The sequence below is a fragment of the Pseudomonas onubensis genome (assembly GCF_965653655.1).
GTDB lineage: Bacteria > Pseudomonadota > Gammaproteobacteria > Pseudomonadales > Pseudomonadaceae > Aquipseudomonas.
In genome coordinates this window covers 1-18,275 of the sequence record NZ_CBFHAZ010000065.1, presented here as the reverse complement: position 1 = coordinate 18,275, position 18,275 = coordinate 1, and the positions used below count along the sequence as shown (strand labels likewise).

Sequence of the window (18,275 nt, the reverse complement as noted above, 5' to 3'; positions counted from 1 at the left end):
GCATGCGCGAAATCGCCGCCGACATCGACACCTCCTCGCAGCTGATCGCCAAGCTGGGTGAGCGTTCGCAGCAGATCACCGCCATCGTCAACACCATTCGCGGGATTGCCGACCAGACCAACCTGCTGGCACTCAACGCCGCCATCGAGGCGGCACGCGCCGGCGAGCAAGGCCGAGGTTTTGCCGTGGTGGCTGACGAAGTGCGGCAACTGGCAGCCCGTACCAGCGGCTCGACAGCGGAAATCTCCAGCATGATCGCGATGATCCAGGACGAAACCCGCCAAGCCATCGAGAGCATGGATAACACCCGCGACCGCGCGGCGCTGGGGGTCGACTTGGCCAACCGCGCAGGCACGGTGATTTTGCAGATTCGCGAAGGCACCACTGAAGCCGTGCAAGCGGTGAGCGCGTTCGCCAACGAGCGCGGCAACAACTGACCGGTTCTTCATGTGCCCGGCGGGGGGCTCGGTCTATAGTGCTAGCTTGTCTTAACGCTTAGGATTCGAGCCCGCCATGACCCCCGACAAGCCAGAAGCCGTACCTGTCGATCACCTGCGCTATCACCGCGGCCACGCCCATCTGGCGCCGACCTTTGGCAACGACACCTTTGCCCTCAAGGCCGAAGCCTTTGCGCGCTTCTTTGGCACGCCGACCTTTCTCGGCGCGCAAACCGCGATCGTGGTGTTGTGGGTGGTGCTGAACATCACCGGCGTCACGCATTTTGACGTGTACCCGTTCATCCTGCTCAACCTGGCGTTCAGCCTGCAGTCGGCTTACGCCGCGCCGCTGATCCTGCTGGCCCAGACACGCCAGGCCGCCCGCGACAAAGCCCAGTCCGACGCCGATGCGCAACACCGCGAAGCCCTGGCCATCGCCAATACCGAACGCCAGGCCCAGGCCGCGCAAACCACCAAACAGTTGCTGGAGCTGCTGGAGCAGAACACTCGGCTGACGGAAATGACCAAACAACTGACCGAGCGTATCGAGACGTTGACGTGCGAGATGCATGAGCAGTTTGTGCGCAAGCCCTGAAAACCGGCCAATAAGCTCTTGTGGCGAGGGAGCTTGCTCCCGCTGGACTGCGTAGCAGGCCCGCTCTTTAAAACCCAAAGCAGGGCCGCTGCGCGCCCCAGCGGGAGCAAGCTCCCTCGCCACAGGTATCCGGTTCATCCTTGGCTCGCTGCCCGGTTCAGGGCAGCCGAATATGCCGCCCCAACTCATCGAACAACGTCACCACCGAGCGCAGTGCCCGGCAATCCGGGCGTGTCAGCAACCATAGCGCCGTATCACGCCCCGCCAGTGCGGGGCCGAGCGGTTGCAAACCCGCTTGCAACAGAAAGTCCGGCAGTGCCGCCACACCCAACCCTGCCCGCACCAACTCGGCGACCGACAACATGCTGTTACAGCGATAACTGGGACGTACGCCCGGCAGGTGCTCACGCCGCCAGGTCACGGTGGAGTGATCGGGCAAAAAGTCATCCGGCGCGATCCACGCCAGTTCGGCCAATTCACGCCCCTGGTTTTGGCGGGCATAACCGGCGCTGGCGTACACCTGATAAGCCACGCTGCCCAGGCGGCGGCCCACCAGGTGCTCCGGCGGGGTCTTGGTCAGGCGCAGGGCAATATCCGCGTCACGGCGGCTGAGGTTGGCAAAATCATTGGAGGTACTCAATTCCAGAGTCAACGCCGGGTAGGCGGGCATGAACTGCGCCAGCGCCGGTAACAGCAAACCCTGTAGCACCGAGTCGGTACAGGTCAGGCGCACGGTGCCGCTGATCACTTCACCGCCCTGCTCCACGCCGATGCGCGCGGCTTCCAGCGCCTGCTCGGCCTGTTCCGCCTGCTGCGCCAGATGGCTGGCCAAACTGGTGGGCAGGTAGCCGGCGCGGCTTTTTTCGAACAGGGTCTGGCCCAGGGCCGCCTCCAGCCGTCGCACCGCCCGGAACACCGTGGAAACATCTACCCGCAGCAGCGCCGCCGCCCGCGCCAAGGTGCCGCCACGCACCAGCGCGAGAATCAGCGACAGGTCCGGGTAATCGAGCTGATAGTGCGTGGCTGCATTGAGCATGTGGGCAAACGCCAATTTTGATTGCGTGAGCGCCAATTTATAGTGCGCCCCAGGACACCACAAGCCATGGGATATACGCGATGAAAGCCACCCCCCTGCACCTCGCCCTGATCGGTGATTACAACCCTGACGTAACGGCCCACCAGGCCATTCCCGTGGCGCTGCAACAGGCTGCCGACGCCTTGGGCCTGAGCGTGCAATGGCATTGGTTGGATACGGACTCGATCACCCCGGCCACCGAGCTGCATGCCTTCGACGGCTTCTGGTGCGTGCCCGCCAGCCCCTACCGTAATGCCGACGGCGCACTGCGGGCGATTCGTTTTGCCCGCGAGCAAAAACGCCCCTTCCTGGGCACTTGCGGTGGTTTTCAACACGCGGTTATCGAATATGCCCGCAACGTGCTGGGCTGGACGGATGCGGAGCATGGCGAATTGGCACCCGCGGCCAAGCGCGCGGTTATCACGCCGCTTGCGTGTTCACTGGTCGAGGCCACCGGCAGCATCCGCCTGGCGCCCTACACGCGCATCGCCGAGGCTTACGCCAGCCTGGACACCCACGAAGGCTATCGTTGCAGCTACGGCATCAACCCCGCGTTCGCCCAGGCATTGCTCAAAGGCGACCTGATCCCCAGCGGCCACGATTCGACGGGCGATCTGCGCGCCGTCGAACTGCTGGACCATCCGTTTTTCGTCGCTACTTTGTTTCAGCCCGAACGCGCAGCACTTAAAGGGGTTACGCCGCCACTGGCGGTAGCCCTGCTCAAAGCCTTCCAGGCGCAATCGGTATGATCGCCAACACACCCACCCCGCCCTATTACGCCGTGATTTTCAGCTCGTTGCGTACCGAAGGCGATCAAGGCTATGGCCAGGCCGCCAACCGCATGTTGGAACTGGCGCGCAAACAACCGGGGTTTCTGGGTGTTGAGTCAGCGCGGGAAGACGGCTTGGGCATCACCGTTTCCTATTGGGAAAGCGAAGCGGCGATTTTGGCCTGGAAGCAACAGGCTGAACATAGCCAAGTGCGCGAGCAAGGCCGCGCCCATTGGTATTCGGCGTTTCACACCCGCGTGTGCAAGGTCGAGCGGGCTTATACCTTCCAGAACTGAAATACTTACCCCATGTGGGAGCGGGCTTGCTCGCGAAGGCGGTGTATCAGTTAATAATCTATTGACTGACACGCCGCCTTCGCGAGCAAGCCCGCTCCCACAGGTAGATCTCCACTTGCCTGGACCTAACTCACCAAACTGCGCAACGCACTGATCTGCGGGATTTCCACCCGGCGCATATACACGCGCAACGGCTCGGTGATGTTGATACGGTCATCGATATTCTGGTCCAGCAGTAACTGCAGGCGCTCGCGCGACAGGGTCATGGTGTGGTCGGCGGCCGGCAGCCAGACAAATTCGGCAGTGGCAATGATGCCGTCATCAGCCACGTCCATGCCAAAGGCGTCTTCGCTGAAACGCACAATGTAGTGGCCGGTTTTGCGGTTCAGGCCGACAAAGCCATGGAGTTGGTCGGCGGCCTGGCAGATAAGCTCGGAAGTGATGCGCATGGTAAACCTCACTGAAAAGTCCCACGGGGACTGGAAAGATGGTTTACACGCGTGGCAGAAATTACTGCCCTCTAACGGGGCAGCTTCGGCCAAGAATACTGCAACGCAGCACAAAAAAACCCACAAAAATGCCTCGTGAGTAGCTTAATGTCGGTTTGGTGATAGCGCCTTTCGCAATCAATTGTTAAAAAGGACGCCTTCTCAAAGTTACCTCCACGAAAGGACTTCGCATATGCCTGTCACGTTTACCAAGAGCGCCCTGCTGCTCGCTCTGATGCTCGGCCTTGGTCAGGCACAGGCTGCCGACCCGATCAGCCCGGCTGAATTGGCGACAAACGAAGGCATTCCGTACCCGGCTGTCATTGCTCACCGTGGCGCGTCCTACGACGCCCCCGAATCCACTGCCGCATCCTACAAGCTCGCCCGTGACCTGGGCGCCGATTACCTGGAAATGGACCTGCAGCGCAGTAAAGACGGCGTGCTGTTCGCCCTGCACGACAACAACCTGCAACGCACCACCGACGTGGCCACCAAGTTCCCCGAGCGCAAAGACGCCCCGGCAAACGAGTTCACCTGGGCTGAATTGCGCACCCTGGACGCCGGCAGCTGGTTCAACGCCGCTTACCCGGACCGCGCCCGCCCGGCGTTTGTTGGCCTGAAAATCCAGAGCCTGGACGAGATCATCAAGATCGCCGAAGGCAACCCGCAGCACAAACCCGGCCTGTACATCGAGACCAAGGAGCCCAAGCAGTTCCCGGGCATCGAAGCCGACCTAAAAAACAAGCTGCTGGATAAAGGCTGGTTGAGCTCTGCCGGCTCCAAGCTGGGCAAGAGCAACACCGGCGTAGGCCAGGGCAGAGGCCGCGTGGTGCTGCAGACGTTTGAAAAAGACAGCTTGAAAGAGCTGCAAAAAGAAATGCCCAACACCCCGAAAATCCTGCTGTTGTGGGTTGGCCCAGGCAGCATCGAGCCTAAATCGGCACAAACCTTCGCTGAGTCCGGCGAAACCACCAAGGCCGCCTACTACGCCAAGCAAGAGCCAAAAGACGCCGCCGAGTTCGAAAAATGGGTGGACGAAGCCAAGAGCCTCGGCGCCATCGGCACCGGCCCTTCGGCCGAGCTGACCAACCATGGCGACCAGAGCTACACCGACCTGGTGAAGCCTGAAATGAACAAGCTGACCCACGACAAAGGCCTGCTGGTGCACGTCTACACCGTCGATGAGCCAGTGGACTTCGAAAAAGTCATGACGGCCGGCGTTGACGGCATCTTCACCAACCGCGCCGCCGAACTGCTGAAGTTCTACAAGCGCTGGCCTTCGTCGAGCGTGCAGGACCTGCTCAAGGACAACGGCTACTGAGTAATTGGTGGGTGTCATTGCGCCATTAAGGATGAATTAAGTTGCGCTGGTTAATCTGGCGCCACTTAAACAGCTCACCGAAGAAGGACACACACCATGAAAACCCTGACCGCCCTGTTCGCCGCCACCGCCCTGACCCTGACCGCCGGCTTGGCCCAGGCGGATGTTCGGCCGGACCACATTGAAGGTTTGCTCAATTCCGGCGCCGTGATGCCGTTCGAAAAACTCAACGCCGCCGCCGTGGCCAAACACGCCGGTGCCAGCATCACCGACACCGAGCTGGACCACAAAAATGGTGTATTGGTCTACGAAGTTGACCTGACCGACACCGCCGGCAAACGCTTTGAAGTGAAGCTCGACGCCAAGACCGGCGCCGTACTGGAAGACAAGCAGGACACTTGATTACTTGATGCAAAAAAATCCGCGCCACCTCAGGGTGGCGCGGTTTTTTTATGCCTGCTCGTCCACCCAACGCAGAAAAGGCATCCAAATAATTAATGAAATTACACCTACAAAGCGCAAGGTCGCTAGAATCCCCTTCATCAACCTGAGCCGAACGCTCACCACCTTTCGTATCGAGATCGCTGCATGGGGCAAAAAGCCGCCGACATCGCCACCATTGGCCGCATCAGTGCGGTACCTGCGATGCTCCAAGTCATCAGTGACATGACCGGCCTGCGCTTTGCCGCCGTCGCCCGGGTGACCGACGACACCTGGACCGCCTGCGCCGTGCTCGACCAACTGGAGTTCGGCCTGGCCGTTGGCGGCGAACTCGACCTGACCACCACCATTTGCCATGAAATTCGTGGCTCCCACGTGTCGGTGGTGATCGACAAAGCCAGCGAAGACCCGCTTTACCACGACCACCACACCCCGCGCATCTACCACTTTGAGAGTTACATCTCCGTGCCGGTATTTCGCACCGACGGGCGTTTCTTCGGCACCATTTGCGCGCTGGACCCCAACCCGGCCCCTCTGCGCAGCAGCACCATCCAATCGACCATGGAGTCGTTCGCCCGCGTACTGTCGTTGCAGATTGAAGCCGAGGAAGCCTTGCAGCAGACCGAGGCGCAACTGCAGGAAGAACGCAGCACCGCCGAGTTGCGCGAGCAATTTATCGCCGTGCTGGGGCATGACCTGCGCAACCCGCTGTTCGCCATCAACTTCGGCGCCGAGCGCTTGCTGCGCAAACATCCCGATCCTGCGACCGACACGCTTATACGCCATATCCTCAGCAGTGGCCGGCGCGCTGCGCAACTGGTCGAGGATGTGCTGGACTTCGCCCGTGGCCGCATGGGCAGTGGCATCCCGTTGCACCTCAAAGACTGCCAGGACCTGCAAGCCGCTTTGCAGCACGTGGTGTCCGAAGTGCAAAGTGTTCACCCGCAGCGGCTGATCCAGGCCGATATCGGCGACCTGCGTGGCGTGTATGGCGACCGCGATCGACTGGCGCAATTGCTCTCCAACCTGGTGGCCAACGCCATTCATCACGGCAGCCATGACGGCCCGGTGCACGTCACGGCGCAGATCGAACATGACCACTTCACCTTGGCCGTCAAAAACCCCGGGCAGATCGACGCACTCGCCCTGCCCCGGCTGTTTGAGCCCTACGCGCGACCGCTTAAAGACACACCACAAGCCGGCCTGGGCCTGGGGTTATATATCGTCAAACAGATTGCCGATGCCCACGGCGGGCAGCTTGAGGTGTGCTCTTGCGAGCAAACCGGCACCCAGTTCACCTTCAGCTTGAAAATACGCTGAGCGAGTTTTCAAATTGTCACAAAATCGTCATCCCGCCTTGCAATGATTCGCCCACGCGAACCTGTGAAACGTCCTACAGGCGCTTTCTCTGCGAGCCGCCATGAACCACAGCATCGACCACAGCCACCAGGATCCCGATCTGTTTGGCTTGCTTTACGGTTTTCGTTTTCGGCCCGGTGAAAAGGGCGAGCAGATTGATTCAGCGACCGCGCTGGCCGCGTTAAAAGCACCGCAAGACCCGCAAGAGTTCCTGTGGCTGCACCTGAACCTGGCCCACGCCGCCTGCGAGCGCTGGATGCAGGCCAACCTGGCATTGCCCGACGAGTTTTTCGAAGCCCTGCACGAAGGCTCGCGCTCCACGCGTATCGAACACGTCGACTCGGCCTTGCTGGCGGTGGTCAACGACGTGGTGTTCAACTTCAGCAGCATGGTGTCGTCGGATATTTCCACGCTGTGGGTCTGCGCCCGCAGCCGTTTGCTGGTGAGCGCACGCCTGCAACCGTTGCACTCGGTGGATAAATTGCGCTCGTCAGTGAAGGCCGGTGAACGCTTTCGCTCGCCGCTGGAGCTGCTGGTGCATTTGCTGCGTGACCAAGGTGAAGTGCTCACGCAGATCGTGCGTAAAACCAGCATCAGCGTCGACCATATCGAAGACCAGTTACTGTCCTCGCGCCTGTCCACCAACCGCGCCGAACTCGGTGCTGCGCGCCGGGTGCTGGTGCGCCTGCAACGCCTGCTGGCACTGGAGCCGGGCTCGCTGCTGCGCCTGCTCAACCGCCCGCCGCAGTGGCTGCAAAAAGAGGACGTGAAGGAATTGCGCAAATCCACTGAGGAGTTTGCGCTGATCATCAACGACCTCACGGCCCTGGGCGAGCGCATCAAGCTGTTGCAGGAAGAGATCGCCGCCAACCTCAACGAACAAAGCAACCGCACGCTGTTTACCCTCACGGTGGTGACGGTGCTGGCGCTGCCGATCAATATCATCGCCGGTTTTTTTGGCATGAACGTGGGCGGCGTGCCGCTTTCCACCGACCCGGAAGGGTTCTGGATCCTGGTGGCGCTGGTGGCGACGTTCACCTTGATAGCCGGGCGCTGGGCGTTCCGTAAACGCAAAGATTACTAACCCTGAAATACAGTCAAAATGTGGGAGCGGGCTTGCTCGCGAATGCGGTGTGTCAGTTAAAAATAAGCTGACTGACACACCGCATTCGCGAGCAAGCCCGCTCCCACATTGGTTTTGCGGTGTTTATTGGACCAGCGGCAAACTCAATTCCTTAAACACTGACCTATCGCAGCATCTCTGTAACATTCTGCAATGATCATCAGGAACATCCTCCCCCACACTGGATGCTCCGGCATGGCCACCCCTTCCCTGACCGCTTCCAACACCGCGTCACACGCAGACCCCAAACCCCGGCTGGATAAAAAGCCCGGCCTGCTTACCGTGATCATTTTCTTCGCCGTGCTCGCCATGGGCCTGTTGTTCACCGCCTACAGCCTGATGCACGACATGCACGAACTGGGCACGGTGGTCACCACCTGGACGCCGTTCCTGCTGTTGGGTGTGGCGCTGTTGATCGCCCTGGGCTTTGAATTCGTCAACGGCTTCCACGACACCGCCAACGCCGTGGCGACGGTGATTTATACCAACTCGCTGCCGCCGCATTTTGCGGTGGTATGGTCGGGTTTTTTTAACTTCCTCGGCGTGCTGCTCTCCAGCGGCGCGGTGGCGTTCGGCATCATTGCCTTGCTGCCGGTTGAGCTGATTTTGCAGGTCGGTTCCTCGGCTGGCTTCGCCATGATCTTTGCACTGCTGATCGCGGCGATCCTGTGGAACCTCGGCACCTGGTGGCTGGGCTTGCCCGCCTCGTCGTCGCACACCCTGATCGGCTCGATCATCGGCGTCGGCGTCGCCAATGCCCTGATGCACGGACGGGATGGTACCAGCGGTGTGGATTGGGGCCAGGCCACCAAGATCGGTTATGCCCTGCTGCTGTCGCCGCTGATCGGCTTTGCGTTTGCCGCCCTGCTGTTGCTGGCCCTGCGCGCCTTTGTCAAAAACCGCTCGCTGTACAAGGCCCCCAAGGGCGACACCCCGCCGCCATGGTGGATTCGCGGTGCATTGATCGCCACCTGCACGGGTGTGTCGTTCGCCCACGGCTCCAACGATGGGCAAAAAGGCATGGGCCTGATCATGCTGATCCTGGTGGGTACGCTGCCGATGGCCTACGCGCTGAACCGCACCATGCCTGCCGAGCAGTCCTTGCAGTTTGCTGCGGTGGCTGAAGTGACCCAAGTGGCACTGGTGAAAAGCGCACCGCAAGTCTTACCGGGCGACCCAAGGCCGATTCTCTCGACCTATGTACGCACCAAGGAAGCCACCCCGGACCTGGTACCGGCCCTCGCCGCCCTCGCCGGCCAGATTGGTGACGAAGTAAAAGGCTACGGCTCCCTGGCCAAAGTCCCCGCTGAAGCCGTCGGCAACGTGCGCAACGACATGTACCTGACCAGTGAAACCATCCGCCTGATGGACAAGGGCAAGGTCGGCAACTTCGACGCCGACACCCAAGGCAAGCTCAAACTGTTCAAAGACCAGATCGACGCGTCCACACGCTTTATCCCGCTGTGGGTGAAGATCGCCGTGGCCATCGCGCTCGGGCTGGGCACCATGGTCGGCTGGAAGCGCATCGTGGTCACGGTGGGCGAGAAAATCGGCAAGACGCACCTGACTTACGCCCAAGGGGCTTCGGCAGAGACGGTGGCGATGCTGACCATCGGTGCGGCGGATATGTTCGGGTTACCGGTGTCGACCACCCATGTGTTGTCGTCGGGTGTGGCGGGCACGATGGTGGCCAATGGCGGTGGCTTGCAGATGAAGACCATCCGCAACCTGCTGATGGCCTGGGTGCTGACCTTGCCGGCGGCGATTTTGCTGTCGGGCAGCCTGTACTGGCTGTTCACCAAACTGTTCTGACCCAACACAGCCTAAAACTGTGGGAGCGGGCTTGCTCGCGAATGCGGTGTTTCAGTCGCAGATGATTTGACTGACCCACCGCATTCGCGAGCAAGTCGAATCGTCGCACCGCCGCTCCCACCGTTGGTTCGGTGTTTCTTCAGTGATTGACTTCAGTGGCTGAAGAGTCCAGCCATGGCCTTCAAACGTTTTTTGTAGATCCGCCGCGCCTCCAATGCCTCCTCCAATGTCACCGCCACAAACCCCGCCCGCTGGTTGGGCTGCATCTGCCCGATCAAGTCCAGGTCCGCACTGATCACCGTGCCGATCATCGCGTAGCCGCCACCCGACACCGCATCGCGGTGCAGCACAATCGGCTCCAACCCCGCCGGCACCTGGATCGAACCGATCGGGTAGCAACTGTCGACGATATTCGACGGATCCGAGCCCGCACCAAAGGGTTGTTCGCGCGGTTGAAAACTCAAGGCACTGCCGCCCTTGAAGCGATAGCCGATGCGATCCGCCTCGGAGCCCACTGTCCACGGCTCGGCGAAAAAGCTGCTTTTTGCCGCATCCGTCAGGCGCTCGTAATACAGCCCTGGCACCACGCGCAAGGTCACATCGCCACCCACCGAACGGCGCAAGGCCATCGGTAAGCTATTGCCCGCACGGCCTGTTCCGCTGGCCTCGCCGATCGGCAATTCATCGCCTTCCTGCAAGCGCCGCCCTTCAAACCCACCAAGCGCACCCAGCGTGTAAGTCGAGCGGCTGCCAAGCACCAACGGCACATCAATGCCACCGGCCACCGCCAGGTACGTGCGCGCACCGGCCTTGGGAAATTCAAAGCGCAGCACCTGCCCGGCACGCACCTGGAAAGCGGTGTCCTGATGCACCACTTCACCGTCCAGGCGCGGCGACATCAGCGCACCACTGAGCGCCACCAATGCGTCCTGGCGAAACTCCAGTTCAGGGCCGATCAGCGTGCATTCCAGACCCGCCGCACCGGCTGGGTTGCCGACCAAATGGTTGGCCGCACTCAACGCGTACTGATCCAGCGCGCCCGAAGGCGGAATACCCAAGTGGTAATAACCTTCACGGCCAAGGTCCTGCACAGAGGTAGCGAGGCCGGGTTTAAGCACCTTGATCATGCCAGCGCCTCCTGCAAGGTTTTCGGATAGCCGATGGGGTCGGCGAGAAACGCATCCAGGGAAAATTCCACCGGGCGGATACGCAGGTCGAAACGCCCCGCCTCCACTTCGGCCACCGCCAGGTCGTAGGCGTCACGATCCATCGGTTTGAACTGCACGATGTCACCGGGGCGGAAGAACACCATGTGTTCCTTGAGGTACGCCAATTGTTGCGCCGGGTCATAGATCGGCGCCGGGGTTACGCCAAACATCTGGTAACCCCCCGCGCCGCGTACCGAGTAAATGCAACCGAAACAGCCGCCATGGCCGAGGGTCAGCTTTGGCGTGTCGGTGCGCGGGCGCAGGTACTTGGGCACCTGCAATTGCCGCTCGCGCTCGACCATCTGGAACATGAACGGCAGGCCCGCGACAAAGCCGACCATCGACACAAACCACGGCGCGCCACTGTGGGCGGCGATAAACGCGTCCACGTCGGCCAGGCCGTTGATGCGTGCGGCGTATTCCAGGTCCGTGCCGCTGGGGTCTTGGTGACGGTCGCGAAAGCGCATCAGGGTTTCATGGGTCCAGGGGTCGTTGTAAAGCACCGGGATTTCGATGATGCGCGTGTGCAAGGTGCGTTCGGCCACGGCCTGGGCTTCGGCGCTTTGCACGGCGTCGAGCAGCACATGGGGCGCAATACGGTCGGGGTCGAAGCGAATCTGGAACGATGCATTGGCCAGGCACACATCCAGCACGCCCTCCAATGCCAGGCGCTCTACGGCGCGGGTCACGGCCATGCCTTTGAAAAAGGCCTCCAGGGACATGCTATCGCTGACCTCGGCAAACAGATGTTCATCACCGCCGAAGCTGTAGCGGATGGGGGTGGTTTCAGCCATGTCTGTTCCTCTTGGAATCATTGTAGAAAGGCAGGCAAAAAGTGCTGTTGCGATATTTTTATTGGGGTGCTTATTGAGGTGATCTGACTTCAATCCCAGCCTGGTCCAAGGCTTCGCGGGTGGCTTCCACCAGCTCCAGCGCGCCAGGCGTGTCGCTGTGCAGGCAGATGGAATCGAATTCGATCAACAGGTCTTCGCCTTCTACAGTTCGCACCCGGCCGGTCTGACACGCACGCAGCACACGCGCCGCAACGGTTGCAGGGTCCAAGGCGCGCACATTGCGAGTAAACACGATGGAGCCGCTCAAGTCGTACTCACGGTCGGCGTAAAACTCGCGCACCACCGGTTGCCCCAGCTCCTTGGCCACGCGCCAGATCACCGAGTTGGGCATGCAATACAGCAACAGCGTCGGCTCGATGATTTGCAGGTTTTGCACCAGCAGCCGCGCCGCTTCTTCGTCGCAGGCCAGGTGCATATAGAGCGCGCCGTGGGGCTTGATGTGTTGCAAGACCAGCCCTTGGGCACGCGCGATTTCGCGCAGCGCACCGAGTTGGTAGAGGATGTCGTCCACCAGTTCCTGGGCCGGGGCGTTGATGTGCCGACGGCCGAACCCCACCAGGTCACGAAAGCCCGGATGCGCGCCAATGCCCACGCCCAGTTGCTTGGCGCGTTCGACCGTGCGGCGCATGGTGCCGGGGTCGCCGGCGTGGAAGCCGGTGGCGATATTGGCTGAACTGATATAAGCCATCAGGTCAAAGTCGACGCCATCGCCGATGGTCCAGGGGCCGAAGCCTTCGCCCATGTCCGAATTGAAATCCACTGCCTGCATCGAGGTTGCTCCGCCAAAAGGTGATGGCTGAAAGTAGGCCGGGGCTTGACCCCTTGGGAAGATCTATTATCAGATGGCCCATCTTCTGAAAAACAGATACCCAAAGATCGTTCCCATGCTCCGCGTGGGAATGCAGCCCAGGACGCTCCGCGTCCCAAAGCGTGACGCAGAGCGTCACAACAGGCGTTACCACGCAGAGCGTGGGAACGATCGGAGACCCAAAGATCGTTCCCCAAAGATCGTTCCCACGCTCCGCGTGGGAATGCAGCCCAGGACGCTCCGCGTCCCAAAGCGTGACGCAGAGCGTCACAAGAAGCGTTACCACGCAGAGCGTGGGAACGATCGGAGAAAGCCATGTCCCTGACCTTGCGCCAAGTCCGCTACTTCGTCGCCACTGCCGAAATCGGCCAGATTTCCCAGGCGGCCATTCACCTGAACATCTCCCAGTCGGCGGTGACCACGGCCATCAAGGAGCTGGAAGCGATGCTCGGCGTGCAGTTGTTCGTGCGCTCGGCCCAGGGCATGAACCTCACTGACGCCGGGCGGCACTTTCTTAACCGCGCCTATGTGATCGTGCGCAGCGTGGACGACGCCCTCAACAGCCCACTGCCCGACTACCGCGCCAGCGGCGTATTGCGCGTAGCGGCCAGCTACACGGTGTTGGGTTATTTCCTGCCCCACCACCTGCAACGCATGCAACACTGGCACCCGGACGTGACCATCGACGTCTTTGAGCAGGAGCGCCAGGCCATCGAACACGGCCTGCTTGACGGCCAATTTGATATGGCCGTGGTGCTCACCGCCAACCTGACTCACCCGGATATCATCTCGGAAATCCTGTTCAATTCGGAACGCCGCCTATGGCTGCCCAGCCATCACCCGTTGTGCGAACGCGGTGCCGTGAGCCTGGCGGATGTAGCGCAAGAGCCTTATATCCTGCTGACCGTCGACGAAGCCGAGCACAGTGCCATGCGCTACTGGGAACAGGCCGGGCAAACGCCCAACGTGCGGCTGCGCACCAGTTCGGTGGAGGCGGTGCGCAGCATGGTCGCCAATGGCAGCGGCGTGGCGATCCTGTCAGACCTGGTGCACCGGCCGTGGTCACTGGAAGGCAAACGCATCGAAACCCTGACCGTCACCGACCCGGTCACACCCATGAGCGTCGGCCTGGCCTGGCACCGCGAGCGTGCATTTACCCCGGCGATGCAGGCGTTTCGTGATTACTTCCACGACGCCTTCCTGGCGCCGCAGCAGTTGTCGGCGCGGCGTTAAATATGGGCCTGCAAGGTCGCGGCCAGCCACTCCATGAACACCCGTACTCGGAGCGGCAAATGCCGCTGGCCGGCGTAGAGCATCGAGACATCCAGGGGCGGTGCGAGGTAGTCCGCCAACACCGAAACCAACTCGCCACTGGCCAATAAATCGCGAATGCCGAGCAGCGGCACCTGGACAATCCCCAAACCACCGAGACACGCCGCCTGGTAGGCATCGGTGCTGCTGACGGTCACGCGCCCGGCCATGGCCACGCGCTGCACCTTGTTGCCTTGCACGTATTCAAACCCGGCCGAGCGCGCACCGAGCGGGCGCACGTAATGCACCAGTTGGTGCTGCGCGAGGTCGGCAATGGTTTCGGGCACGCCATAACGTTGCAGGTACGCGGGGCTTACACAGTTGACCATCGGCATGCTGCACACCTTGCGCGCAACCACGCTTTGATCGGGTTGCGCGCCCACGCGCACCACGCAATCAAAGCCTTCAGCAATCACGTCGACCTGGCGATCCGAACTGCTGATTTCCATCTCCACCAACGGGTGGCGCGCCATGAACGACGGCAACTGCGGCATCACCAGGCCGCGCGCCATGGCGTTGGGCATATCCACCCGAATGCGCCCGGCCAATTGCGCTTCATCCTGGCGAAACAAGCCTTCGAGTTCTTCCATGTGCGCGAGCAAATCCTTGCTGCGCTCATACAGCACGCGGCCGTCCTGGGTGGCTTGCACAGTGCGCGTGGTGCGCTGCAAAAGGCGCGCGCCCAGTAATGTTTCCAGCGCTTGCACATGCTCGGACACGGTGGAGCGCGGCAGGCCCAGGCTCTCGCCGGCCTGGGTAAAACTCGACAGTTCGGTAACACGCACGAAGGTGCGCAGCAGCTCCAGTTTGTTCATGGATTGTTCGCCTTATCCGGCCAGTGATTCCGATATCAGCCTGTTTATCACGTTATGGGCGGACAAATACACTCAGTCCCACTGATCACCCAATGAGGACTACCCCATGACTCGTAAAATCGCACTTATCACCGGTGCTAGCCGTGGCCTTGGCAAAAGCGCCGCTTTGCACCTTGCCGCACAAGGCGTGGATATCATCGGCACCTACCACAGCGCCGCAACTGAGGCCCAAGCTGTGGTGGCGCAGGTTGAAGCGCTGGGCGGCCGCGCCGCCATGCTGCAACTGGATGTCAGCCAGAGCGGCAGCTTCGATGCTTTCGTCGGGCAAATCGCTACGGTGCTCAAGGACGTTTTCGCCCAGCAACATTTCAACTTTCTGATCAACAACGCGGGCATCGGCGCTCACGCAAGCTTTGCCGACACCACCGAAGAGCAGTTCGACAAGCTGGTGGCCATTCACTTCAAGGCGCCGTTTTTCCTCACCCAGAAACTGCTGCCGCTGATCAGCGATGGCGGGCGCATCATCAACATCTCCAGCGGCCTGGCGCGCTTCAGCCTGCCGGGCTACGCCGCCTATGCGTCGATGAAAGGCGCGGTGGAAGTGCTGTCGCGTTATCAGGCCAAAGAACTCGGTCCGCGTGGCATCACCGTCAACACCCTGGCACCCGGTGCGATTGCCACCGATTTCAGCGGCGGCGCAGTGCGCGATAACCCACAGCTGAATGCGATGGTCGCCGACAACACTGCCCTGGGCCGTGCCGGCTTGCCGGACGATATTGGCGGCGCGATTTCGATTCTGCTGGCCGATGGCAGCAACTGGATCACCGGGCAGCGCATCGAAGCCTCGGGCGGCATGTTTCTGTAAGCATTCTGCGCTAGCATCAATGCCTTCAGATCACTGACGGGCAATCACCGATGAGTTTTGATCCAGGCTTGGCCGGTGGCATGGGCGTATTGGCCGCCGTGGTCGACAGCGGCAGCTTTGCCCGCGCCGCCAACAGTCTGGAGATGACGCCTTCGGGGGTCAGCCGGGCGATTTCCCGCCTGGAAAAACGCCTCGGTATTCGCTTGTTCGACCGCACCACCCGCTCGGTGCAATTGACCGACGAGGGGCGACGTTTCTACCAGCAAATCGCCCCGCTGTTGGCCGGGCTGGAGGAGGCCGCCGATTCGGCAGCCGACAGCGCCCTCACCGTGCGTGGGCGTTTGCGGGTCAACATCGACCCGTATTTTTCTCGATTGGTACTCGGCCCGGTGCTGGGCAACTTCATGCGCCAATACCCGCAACTGCAACTGGACCTGCACACCCGCGACCAACTCGGCGACCTGGTGGCCGATGGCTTTGACTTGGCCATTCGCTTCGGCATCCCGCAATCCTCCTCGCTGATCGCACGCAAACTGATGGAAGTGCGCGTGCTCACCGTGGCCTCCCCTGCCTACCTTGAGCAATACGGCCGCCCCACGATCCCGCAAGACCTGGAAACCGGGCATATGTGCCTGGATTTTCGCGACTCGCAAACCGGTCGCCCGTTTGCTTGGGAATTCCACCGCCCCGGCGAGCAAATGACTGTGCGCACCAGCGGCCGCTTGGTGGTTAACGACGCCAGCACCTTATACAGCGTGTGTGAACATGGGCATGCCGTGGCGCAGATGCTCGACCTCGGCCTGGAGTCGGCGATCAAGGCCGGCAGCCTGGTGGAATTGTTCCCCGACTGGCCGGACGAGCGTTTCCCGTTGTACGCCTATTACCCGTCGCGGCACTTGCCCGCAGCCAAGGTGCGGGCATTTCTGGCGTTTGTCGCCTCGCTCAAGCTTGGCTAGGCACACGGGGCTGTACGAATTTTTCCCGCAGCACGTCATAACCCCAGTGGTACACGTAGGTGTACGGCAGGAAGAACAACAGCACACCGATGTCGAGGATGAAGGCTTCCAGCAGGCTGATCTTCATCAACGCGGCAATCAACGGCACCGCCAGAATGATCAGGCCGCCTTCGAACAACAGCGCATGCACGACGCGGGGCCAGCCGCCGTCGGTCCATTGCAGGCGGGCCTTGAGGCGGTCGAACAGGCTGTTGAAGATGACGTTCCAGCTCAGCGCCAACAGGCTGATGCCCAGAGTCACCGCGCCCATTTCCAGGGCCGGCCTGCCGGTGATCCACACCAGCAAGGGTGTACAGATCAATAAGGCCAGCCCTTCAAAACCAATGGCCTGGCAAACACGTTCAGTAATCGACTTGGTAGGGTTCATGACCCGGCTCCTTGAGTGACGATGGTTGCCATGATTACCCTTTGACTCGATACTTCATAACTAATAACCATCGATAAAGGCGATAGTCATGGCCTCCAATGAAGTGCTGCAGGCGTTTGTGCAGGCGGCTACCCAAGGCTCGTTTTCGGCGGCGGCGCGCAAGCTGGGTAAAAGCCAGTCCACCGTCAGCGCGGCCGTGGCGAGCCTGGAGATTGACCTGGATGTGCTGCTGTTTGATCGCAGTAGCCGCAAGCCGACGCTCACGCCCGCCGGGCATGTATTGTTGCAGCGCGCCGAGCAGGTGCTTGAGGCCAGCAGCCGTCTGGAGTTGGCGGCCAGTCAGCTGTCACAGGGTCTGGAACCCAAGCTGACCATCGCCATGTCCGATACTTACCAGTCCGACCGTTTTGAAATCGCCCTCAAGGCCTTTGAACAGCGCCACCCGGACCTTGAGCTGGAATGCCTGATCGCCGAATGCGAAGACCTGATCGCCCTGGTGCAAAGCGGCCGGGCGCAGATTGCGTTTATCGAAAAACAAGACACTTACCCGCCCGACCTGACCGGTGCGCCGGTCGAAGAACGTACCGAAATTGCCCTGTTCGCGGCGCCCACGCACCCGTTGGCCAAGCTGAAGAACATCCCTGCACAGACCTTGCAGCAACACCGTGAACTGCGCCTGGCCAGCATCATCAACCCGACTGAAACCCGCCCGAGCGGGCGTGTATGGTCGGCACCCAGTTACTTGATGCTGATGGAGATGGCACAGTTGGGGTTTGGCTGGGCACCGATTCCGCGCTGGTTGGTGGAGCGTTTTGGCGGCGACCACTTGGTCGAACTCAAGGCCCGCAGCTGGCCGCGCTCGGTGGCGGTGGATGCGCTCTGGTCAAGGCACCACCCACCGGGTCCGGCGGGGAGTTGGTTACTGGGCAAGATGCTGGAGTGATGACCTCCAAACAATGAAGATCAAAACTGTGGGAGCTGGCTTGCCTGCGATGGCGGTGTATCAGTCGCCAGATTCTAGACTGACCCACCGCCATCGCAGCATGGGTATCTACACAACGTTAACGTTGAGGCGGTCTTGGGGCTGGGCGGTTGGGGGCATATCCGTTGCTGCGGTAACGGCTGAGTAGGGTTCCGCTCTTACAGCGGGTCACTTTTGTAAAGACACAAAAGTAACCAAAAAGTCTTCGCCCCAACACTCGGTGCCTCGCTATGGCTCGGCATGCCCGCAATCCGCCAGTGATTTGGGGGGTCGCCGCGATGGGCCATCCTTGGCCCAGCGCGGCTAAACCGGCATCCCTGCCGGTTTACCCC

General features: G+C 61.1%; 20 protein-coding genes. 13 read left to right on the top strand and 7 right to left on the bottom strand.

Going from position 1 to position 18,275, the window contains the following annotated elements:
- Positions 1-2: 2 nt before the first annotated feature.
- On the top strand, positions 3-437 hold the full coding sequence (locus ACTD9P_RS19715; protein ID WP_438869030.1) for a methyl-accepting chemotaxis protein: 435 nt from the start codon (positions 3-5) through the stop codon (positions 435-437).
- 76 nt (positions 438-513) lie between these two features.
- Positions 514-1,032, top strand: coding sequence for a DUF1003 domain-containing protein (locus ACTD9P_RS19710; RefSeq protein ID WP_438869012.1), 519 nt, complete (start codon positions 514-516; stop codon positions 1,030-1,032).
- Positions 1,033-1,189: 157 nt separating this feature from the next.
- Here the strand turns inward: ACTD9P_RS19710 and ACTD9P_RS19705 are convergent, their stop codons facing one another.
- Positions 1,190-2,068 carry a LysR family transcriptional regulator gene (locus ACTD9P_RS19705; RefSeq protein ID WP_438869011.1) on the bottom strand — a complete coding sequence of 293 codons (879 nt, stop codon included), beginning with the start codon at positions 2,066-2,068 and terminating at the stop codon, positions 1,190-1,192.
- 80 nt (positions 2,069-2,148) lie between these two features.
- Here ACTD9P_RS19705 and ACTD9P_RS19700 point away from each other — a divergent pair, with 80 nt between their 5' ends.
- On the top strand, positions 2,149-2,856 hold the full coding sequence (locus ACTD9P_RS19700) for a CTP synthase C-terminal region-related (seleno)protein (protein WP_438869010.1): 708 nt from the start codon (positions 2,149-2,151) through the stop codon (positions 2,854-2,856).
- A complete protein-coding gene (locus ACTD9P_RS19695; RefSeq protein ID WP_438869009.1) occupies positions 2,853-3,173 on the top strand; it encodes an antibiotic biosynthesis monooxygenase family protein in 321 nt (106 codons plus the stop codon). Before ACTD9P_RS19700 ends, ACTD9P_RS19695 begins: the two co-directional genes overlap by 4 nt.
- Before the next feature lie 125 nt (positions 3,174-3,298).
- On the opposite strand, the gene ACTD9P_RS19690 is transcribed toward ACTD9P_RS19695, so the two are convergent.
- Complete coding sequence (locus ACTD9P_RS19690; RefSeq protein ID WP_438869008.1) at positions 3,299-3,622, bottom strand: DUF2025 family protein; 324 nt, start codon at positions 3,620-3,622, stop codon at positions 3,299-3,301.
- Positions 3,623-3,854: 232 nt separating this feature from the next.
- Here ACTD9P_RS19690 and ACTD9P_RS19685 point away from each other — a divergent pair, with 232 nt between their 5' ends.
- The 5 genes from ACTD9P_RS19685 (at position 3,855) to ACTD9P_RS19665 (ending at position 9,717) form a co-directional block, all read left to right on the top strand.
- Positions 3,855-4,982 carry a glycerophosphodiester phosphodiesterase gene (locus ACTD9P_RS19685; protein ID WP_438869007.1) on the top strand — a complete coding sequence of 376 codons (1,128 nt, stop codon included), beginning with the start codon at positions 3,855-3,857 and terminating at the stop codon, positions 4,980-4,982.
- A gap of 96 nt (positions 4,983-5,078) precedes the next feature.
- Positions 5,079-5,384 carry a PepSY domain-containing protein gene (locus ACTD9P_RS19680; RefSeq protein ID WP_438869006.1) on the top strand — a complete coding sequence of 102 codons (306 nt, stop codon included), beginning with the start codon at positions 5,079-5,081 and terminating at the stop codon, positions 5,382-5,384.
- A gap of 186 nt (positions 5,385-5,570) precedes the next feature.
- A complete protein-coding gene (locus ACTD9P_RS19675; RefSeq protein ID WP_438869005.1) occupies positions 5,571-6,743 on the top strand; it encodes a GAF domain-containing sensor histidine kinase in 1,173 nt (390 codons plus the stop codon).
- A gap of 100 nt (positions 6,744-6,843) precedes the next feature.
- Positions 6,844-7,866, top strand: a complete 1,023-nt coding sequence (locus ACTD9P_RS19670; RefSeq protein WP_438869004.1) for a transporter — start codon at positions 6,844-6,846, stop codon at positions 7,864-7,866.
- Between the two features lie 234 nt (positions 7,867-8,100).
- Positions 8,101-9,717, top strand: a complete 1,617-nt coding sequence (locus ACTD9P_RS19665; RefSeq protein WP_438869003.1) for an inorganic phosphate transporter — start codon at positions 8,101-8,103, stop codon at positions 9,715-9,717.
- Between the two features lie 152 nt (positions 9,718-9,869).
- Here ACTD9P_RS19665 and ACTD9P_RS19660 read toward each other — a convergent pair whose 3' ends face one another.
- From ACTD9P_RS19660 to ACTD9P_RS19650, 3 genes are all read right to left on the bottom strand, one after another.
- Positions 9,870-10,844, bottom strand: coding sequence for a 5-oxoprolinase subunit C family protein (locus tag ACTD9P_RS19660; protein ID WP_438869002.1), 975 nt, complete (start codon positions 10,842-10,844; stop codon positions 9,870-9,872).
- Complete coding sequence (locus tag ACTD9P_RS19655; protein WP_200434532.1) at positions 10,841-11,719, bottom strand: 5-oxoprolinase subunit B family protein; 879 nt, start codon at positions 11,717-11,719, stop codon at positions 10,841-10,843. The genes ACTD9P_RS19660 and ACTD9P_RS19655 overlap by 4 nt, the downstream gene beginning before the upstream one ends.
- 70 nt (positions 11,720-11,789) lie before the next feature.
- Positions 11,790-12,548 carry a 5-oxoprolinase subunit PxpA gene (locus ACTD9P_RS19650; RefSeq protein ID WP_438869001.1) on the bottom strand — a complete coding sequence of 253 codons (759 nt, stop codon included), beginning with the start codon at positions 12,546-12,548 and terminating at the stop codon, positions 11,790-11,792.
- 354 nt (positions 12,549-12,902) lie between these two features.
- On the opposite strand from ACTD9P_RS19650, the gene ACTD9P_RS19645 reads away from it, so the two are divergent.
- Complete coding sequence (locus ACTD9P_RS19645; protein WP_138814152.1) at positions 12,903-13,820, top strand: LysR family transcriptional regulator; 918 nt, start codon at positions 12,903-12,905, stop codon at positions 13,818-13,820.
- Here the strand turns inward: ACTD9P_RS19645 and ACTD9P_RS19640 are convergent.
- Positions 13,817-14,713: a LysR family transcriptional regulator gene (locus ACTD9P_RS19640; protein WP_438869000.1), complete on the bottom strand. Its 897-nt coding sequence runs from the start codon at positions 14,711-14,713 to the stop codon at positions 13,817-13,819. The two genes, ACTD9P_RS19645 and ACTD9P_RS19640, sit on opposite strands and share 4 nt — an antisense overlap.
- Before the next feature lie 106 nt (positions 14,714-14,819).
- Between ACTD9P_RS19640 and ACTD9P_RS19635 the strand changes: the two genes are divergently transcribed.
- Together ACTD9P_RS19635 and ACTD9P_RS19630 are read left to right on the top strand one after the other, a co-directional pair.
- Entirely contained in the window at positions 14,820-15,578 is a 759-nt protein-coding gene (locus ACTD9P_RS19635) for an SDR family NAD(P)-dependent oxidoreductase (RefSeq protein WP_219266983.1), read from the top strand.
- A 50-nt stretch (positions 15,579-15,628) separates the two neighbouring features.
- Positions 15,629-16,534 carry a LysR family transcriptional regulator gene (locus ACTD9P_RS19630; protein ID WP_438868999.1) on the top strand — a complete coding sequence of 302 codons (906 nt, stop codon included), beginning with the start codon at positions 15,629-15,631 and terminating at the stop codon, positions 16,532-16,534.
- Here ACTD9P_RS19630 and ACTD9P_RS19625 read toward each other — a convergent pair.
- Positions 16,521-16,961, bottom strand: a complete 441-nt coding sequence (locus ACTD9P_RS19625; protein WP_438868998.1) for a multidrug/biocide efflux PACE transporter — start codon at positions 16,959-16,961, stop codon at positions 16,521-16,523. The genes ACTD9P_RS19630 and ACTD9P_RS19625 overlap by 14 nt on opposite strands.
- Positions 16,962-17,049: 88 nt before the next feature.
- Between ACTD9P_RS19625 and ACTD9P_RS19620 the strand changes: the two genes are divergently transcribed.
- Positions 17,050-17,904, top strand: coding sequence for a LysR family transcriptional regulator (locus tag ACTD9P_RS19620; RefSeq protein ID WP_438868997.1), 855 nt, complete (start codon positions 17,050-17,052; stop codon positions 17,902-17,904).
- The last annotated feature ends 371 nt before the right edge of the window (positions 17,905-18,275 follow it).